The following is a 6713-nucleotide window of genomic DNA, read 5'->3' on the forward strand; positions in this document are numbered from 1 at the left end:
CACTAATGATAGTGAGAAATCATTTCTCTCTTATTTTTCTTGTGTTTTTCATAAAACTTTTTACACTACCAAAAGTTAGTCATTTACTCTAACTTTTGGAGGGATTTTTATTGTCTTTAATATACGACTTAAATTAGAAAAGCAAACTCTTCGATGATTTTTTGTTCTAAGGATACACCGTTTTACTTCATTAATTGTTTGGCGGCAGTTAACCTAGGTGGTGGGCCACAGACTGGCCAAGTAGCTTTTTCATACATTTCTTCTAGATTTTCATCTGCAATGTTTCAAAGGTAAATTGTATTTAGTATTTACAGTTACCACCTTGCTCTAAAGCATCTACAATTATTGGCCTTTTATTTATAGCTTTAAGCAAACTAATCGCATTTGTTGGCCTTTCCTCTAATACAACTAGTAGCACATCATTATAAAATCTTTAAATAGAGTCCATCAGTAACTACTCTTTTCGATTCTTAAATAACTTAATTATCAGTTACAGTCCTGAATAATTCATAGTTTTTCTAAAAATGCTCTTAATCGTTGATTTGAACAACTTTATTTTAAATTACTTCATCACCCATTAGGTGATGAAAAAAGAACCACTTTCTGATATGGTTACTTCACTACAAACAACCATAGAAAGGGGTTCTCTCAGTGGTTACTTTACAAGAAAATGCCGTGAAATTCAACAATAACTTAATCGTTTCTCATGATGGTGGTCGTTTATCAAGTGATTCTGGCTTAGTACTAATCGATGAGTTAATGGATGCTTTTAAATTTACTCAGCTCTCTGAAGACATTGTTACATTTAATGACAGTCGTAAATATTGGACGCATACGAATCATAAGATTTTGAAACAGATAATTCTACAATTTATAGGTGGTTATAATACTGATTCTGCTGCAAATATTTTACAGCATGATCCGGTATTACAGACGTTATCAATTGATGAGCCGTTGGCTTCTCAATCATCCATTTCTCGATTATATGATCGTGTAGAAGGTGAGACAATTAAGACGCTTCAAGTATTCAATCAAGCGTTAATTGACAAAGCCCGTCTGGTTCGCAACGATACAAATATGATTATTGATTTAGATTCTACCCATTCGGATACCTTTGGTCATCAAGAACAAACTGCTTACAACGCCCATTATGGAACGAATTGCTACCATCCTTTAGTGGCATTTGACGGCTTGACTGGCGACTTTTTAAAAGCCAAGCTTCGATCAGGAAATCAATACACTTCCAACGGGGTCAAAGAATTTCTTGAACCGTTATTGGAACATTATAACCAAACGATTCCAACCACTGATATTCTCGTTCGTGGAGACAGTGGTTTCGCGACACCGGATGTTTATGATTTATGCGACTTATACGAAAATCAGTATGTCATTCGGCTAAAGGCCAATAGGAATTTATATCGTTTAGCGGAAGAGTTTGTGTTCTATGATAACCATCATCCTTGGGATGAAAAAGAAGTCTATTATCATTCGGTTTCCTACCAAGCAGCTTCATGGTTCAAACCGCGTCGAGTGTGTATTCGTTCAACTCGAGAAGTAGGCGAACTCCTTTTTAAGCATTCCTTTATTGTCACGAATTTCTCAGAAAACATCTCAGCTAAAAGAGTGTTTGAAACCTACAATAAACGCGGTACCATGGAAAACTACATTAAAGAAGCCAAGAACAGCTTCTTCTTTGATAAAACAGATAGTCCCAGATTCATTGAAAACGAGGCCCGCATGATGATTAGCCTGTTGGCGTACAATCTGGTTAACTTCTTACGCACCTTGTGTTTTGAGCCAAAATCGAAAGGACTCCAAGTGGACACAATCCGTTTCCATCTATTCAAAGTGGCTGGAAAACTAGTCAGCACTGCAAGACAAATGTATTTAAAACTATCGATTTCTCATGTTCACCAACGAGAGTTTTATGCCGTATTCAGGAAAATCCAAAGGATTCGGCAACACATTTAAAGAACCTGGTTTATTAAAAAGAATTTAAATGGCCTAGGGAGAAGTGCGCCCAAAATTTGAGTTTGAAAAGTAAAAAGTCTCAAAATAATTAAATAGACCGAAAAAAATTAAATAATTAGGATAGAAAATGGAAAACGATAAAGAAAATATAACAATATTTAAAAACAGCCTCTGAAATTAGAGGTATGAATTATTCAGGATAAGGCTTATTTTTTAATTTTTTCTTCACTCTGTTCAGCTCCTACTGCCTCATTGTTTGCTGGGAATTCTAACAGGCTCATTTGCTTTCAAATTTACTTCTATAAAAGATGGTGTGTCTTCTTCTATCGGTTTAAATACGTCTGGTAATTGAATAGTCAGAGTATTCGAACGTTTAGAGGTCAGTTCTAATTCAAATGTATGATTGGGTATGTCCCATGTAAAACTCTCGACTTTGATGGTATTCGGCAATCTAATGCCTTTAAGTGTACCTTTTTTCAGCCAAGAGGGGATAGCTTTAAACAAAGTTATTACACCCGGTTCTTCTGAATAAATTAAGGCATCGTGTATGACTTTAGGAAAAGACCCGTTGGCATCCACATTAAAGACAGTCTGATGATTATAGTGGCTTGTAGCTAATGACGGAAAAAAGACTGATTCATGACAAGTGCTCCTAGTGCTTTTTCCAGGTCTTCTGATCGTTCCATTGCGATTGCACACATCGCTGCATGCATTCTCCCATGTGAAGACGAGGTATCTCCATCATCTCTCAACAACCACGCTTCAAGTCGCTTATCAAATGCTTTATGTGCAGCTTTCCATAAGCCCGGCTGATCCGCAGTAATCTCTTTTGTCTGAAAAACTGGATACAAGTTTGAAAAATGTCGATGGTTGGGATTTTCTTCAGCTGATTCGTCTATCCACTCCTTCAGCACACCTTCTTCATCGATCATGTATGCCGGAAGCCTGTTTTCTATCCTGTCATATTTATCCGGAACATCCATTCCTAAATCCTTATAAGCATTCTTTATATAGCTGAGCGTTGCTTTTACAACAGCTACATCCATTGTAGAATTATTACCCATTCCGTTTTCTGCTGAATAGCTGGGTCTGAATACAGCTGTATCATCCTCATATTCAATAAAATCTTCATAAAACAGTAGAGTCTCTTCATAAAAAGGCAAGGCAACTTTTTTCAGAAAATCTATGTCTTGTGTATAGTCATAGTATTCATTGTAGAAATGAGCTAACCATCCTGCACCAGCTGTCCAGAAGATAAGCGGCCATTCTTTATTCCAGTGAACATGTAAGGCACGCGTACTGGCATGTACAGGTACTAAAAACCCTCTGCAGCTATAATAGCATTGCGCATTTTTTCTGAAATCTTCTTCATATGCTTTTACGGTATTGAATAAGCAGGAAAAGTTTTCAAACAAGCCCAGACTTGCCAGAGATGCAATAGCTAACTGTACATTCGTGTCAAAAGTAAAATCACCGCTCCATGGTGGATTAAAGTCTCCACTCCATATTCCCTGCAGGTTTGGAAGTGCCGGTCCTGACATGGACTGAATGAAATAACGACTTGCATCGTACAGTTTTTCATACAGACTAACAGGAATGCTCTCTTCTGATTCAAGCAGTTCCACTAAGTCTTCGTAACTTTTATTTCTGTCAGTGTCTTTGCATAAACTCAGAGACACTTGATTGTACTGATTGCGATGGAAATCAATATGTTCTTTTTCAATATCCTCAAATGTACCGATGGCTGCAGCTTGATCGGAATTGACAGCCACTTTCATTCTTAATCTAGTTGCTTTCTTGAGTGAGAAGGTATTGTCTTCTGCAGTGAACTCACCATCTGTATCCCACTCTATGAATACTTTGTAATAACTGTCATTAAAATAAGTATACACTGCTTCAAGCTTACTTTTAGCTGTCAGCTGACTTCTCTGGGAAAGCAAGGAGTGGTCAAATTCTTTTAATGAAAATTCCATCGAAAACATATCGTCACTCTTCAGTTCAAGATATAAAGCGTTCTCTTTTTTTGATGCAAACATTTTTTTACTGAATTCCTGACCATTTTCAGTCGAAAAGGCTTCACAGATTATACCCGTCTCGTAATCAAGTGATCTTATGTATCTTGATGTAGGATTGGCGACTGAAGGGGTGATGGAGAATACGATCTCGCCTCCTGGATGGAAAAGGTCACTCATTGTCAGCCCGTCATACCCCTTGTCAATTGCTTCTTTTTCAAAAAACTCAATACCTTTTTGATATCCCTGTTCTTTTATTGTACGTCTTAAGTCGTTAAGACAATTAGAAATATCCGGTATACTATCCATCTGATCAGATTTTAAATACAGTGAATGATGATTTACAACTATGTTAAACTGTGTACTACCTCCGTATAATATACCTCCCGTTTCACCATTCCCAACGAAATAGCCATCTTGCCATTTATCAGAAGTTTTCCTGCTCCAGACTCCTTTTTCAGGTTTCTCAAACATCAGTCATCCTACTTTCCGCACTGTAAACGCTTTATTTTTACAGCATTATAGCACAGCTTTTTTTCTTGCAATACATGTTTTTATAGATAGATTGCAGTAAATTCTTGCCTTTGGCTTATATTGTACCAATAATTTTGTATGTAGATAAGTGTAAATTTTATAATATAAAAAGATACTTCTGTCAGGAATGATTGGCTAACAGAAGTACCTTATTTAGTAGAAAAGTATATGTTTCTTTGCTGTCTTTAATATTACCGAGGATGAACGGCACGTGAAGTTTTTCTTACCTTCTCTTCAACCGCTTGTTCGGATTAATAATGAAGGCGATGACCATGACGATCAGGGCTTCGGTCAGGACATAGGATGACCAGACGCCGTTCATGCCGAAGAAATAACTCAACACGATAGCTAATGGAATAATTAGTAGACCACCTCTTAATAGCGAAAAGAGCAGTGCTCTGTTAGGCTGATCTGTAGCACCGAAGTAACTGGTCAGAATTGTATTCATTCCTGCGAACACAAAGCCGATAAAATAAATCAGCAGACCACTTGTCGCCATTCGGGCAATATGTGCACTGTTTTCACTATTGAAAACTGATATGATTTCTTCAGTAAAGGCCGCTGTTCCTACGTACACGCTTAAACTCAAGACCAGCGCCGTCAGAAAGGATAAAACGAGAACATGCTTCATCCCTTTCAGGTCTTTCTGACCGTAGCTCTCACTTAACAGCGGCTGGGTTCCTTGAGCGATACCGGCGAATAAGGACAGGACTACGAACGAAATATTGGCAATAATACCATATGCCGCCAGACCATTATTCCCTTCCAGGTTGAAAATAATTGTATTGAAGGAGAACATGACGACAGCAGCAGACAGTTCATTAATAAAGGCCGCTGCACCCAAGTAGGTCACATCTTTAATGATCCACCCTTCAATTTTCTGGAAAGTGAACTTCAGTTGATTACCCGGCTTGAAGAAGTGAATGGACAGGATGATCAGACTGACAATAGCCGATATGCTTGTTGCCAGTGATGCCCCAAACATACCAAGCTGCATCGGAAATATGAAGATATAATCGAGTACGACATTAAGGACACTTCCGATGACCATCCCATACATAGCTAGAGAGGGATCCCCGTCATTTCTGACAAAGGCCAGCAGCATATTATTTAGTACAAAAAACGGGGCGAATGTCAGGATTGTCCTTATATAGACGGCTGTCATTTCAAATGTTTCGGCATCCGCCCCTAGAGCACGTGCCATCGGGGAGGCCCCGAACAGGCCGATCATCATAAATAGAATTCCCATGCCCACTGCAAACAGGAATGTCTGCGAGTAGACTCGGTTGGACTCGGCCAGTTTATTCTGCGATAAAAGAATCTTGTACCTTGTCGCTCCCCCTAAGCCCAGCATCAGTCCAAATCCGTGAATGATTCCAAACGCTGGAATACTCAAGTTCAGTGCCGCGATTCCTGTTGGCCCCAATGCCTGAGCGATGAACAAGGTATCTGCCAGTATATAAAAAGAGATGCCCAGCATACCGAGCATGTTCAAACTGACGTATTTAAAAAACAATTTAAAATTATTCTGCATAATTATCCTCCGACTGAAAAATGAGTCTTCAACTAGCATACTCGGCTTTGGATATAAAGTCAATTGACTTAATATGCATTAAAAATAAAGAGTTCCCTTCAGACTTTCAAAGGACACTCATTATAAAACTGACGTGTTTTCGATACATCTTTTCCCAACAGACGATTAGATAAATATAAGGAAACGGATGTCTCTCTCGGTCAGAACCTCTTCAAGTGGAAAAGGTGCAGGGAGGAGATTAAGACCATCGAGTTTCTTCCCGGCTTCTCGCAGTGACCTAGTCACTTCATCGCCGTCCCACAACTCTTCTGGGAGATCCTTTTAGAAACCATTATTGATGACAAGCTGTGACAAGCGACCGGTTCGATCCGGTCAACGATTGTATCGAAAAAACTCACTCTCCGATCCCTCGTGTGTAAGATTGACATGGTAAAGCCCCTGTTCCGGAGTCAGCGTTAGACAGCTTTTACTCGACAGTAAATGGATGAGTAGAGAGCAATTGAACTACCCCCACTTTCGCTCACGCTTAGAAGTGGGAGATTCCTGGGAACAAAGTAGACTTGACACACTTGTTTAATAGAGTATCAGCGTTTGCTTTTATTTACCAGGCTACCCCCGTAGTCCCTACGGTTGGAGTGTGTTAGACAAACTGTAGTATTTTA

4 protein-coding genes are annotated in these 6713 nt (G+C 38.9%); 1 reads left to right on the forward strand and 3 read right to left on the reverse strand.

The window, feature by feature from the left end; translation table 11 throughout:
- The first annotated feature begins 651 nt into the window (after positions 1 to 651).
- Positions 652 to 1971: an IS1380 family transposase gene (locus ABFX15_RS07840; protein ID WP_346024907.1), complete on the forward strand. Its 1320-nt coding sequence runs from the start codon at positions 652 to 654 to the stop codon at positions 1969 to 1971.
- Positions 1972 to 2220: 249 nt separating this feature from the next.
- Here the strand turns inward: ABFX15_RS07840 and ABFX15_RS07845 are convergent, their stop codons facing one another.
- The 3 genes from ABFX15_RS07845 to ABFX15_RS07855 form a co-directional block, all read right to left on the reverse strand.
- Entirely contained in the window at positions 2221 to 2550 is a 330-nt protein-coding gene (locus tag ABFX15_RS07845; RefSeq protein ID WP_346024908.1) for a hypothetical protein, read from the reverse strand.
- Positions 2551 to 2585: 35 nt separating this feature from the next.
- On the reverse strand, positions 2586 to 4457 hold the full coding sequence (locus ABFX15_RS07850) for a glycosyl hydrolase family 95 catalytic domain-containing protein (RefSeq protein WP_346024909.1): 1872 nt from the start codon (positions 4455 to 4457) through the stop codon (positions 2586 to 2588).
- Between the two features lie 283 nt (positions 4458 to 4740).
- The gene (locus ABFX15_RS07855; RefSeq protein ID WP_346024910.1) at positions 4741 to 6051 is read right to left on the reverse strand and encodes an MATE family efflux transporter; all 1311 of its coding nucleotides are present in this window, start codon (positions 6049 to 6051) and stop codon (positions 4741 to 4743) included.
- Positions 6052 to 6713 lie beyond the last annotated feature (662 nt).

Origin of the sequence: Alkalibacterium indicireducens (assembly GCF_039522005.1) — a bacterium.
Taxonomy (GTDB): domain Bacteria; phylum Bacillota; class Bacilli; order Lactobacillales; family Carnobacteriaceae_A; genus Alkalibacterium; species Alkalibacterium indicireducens.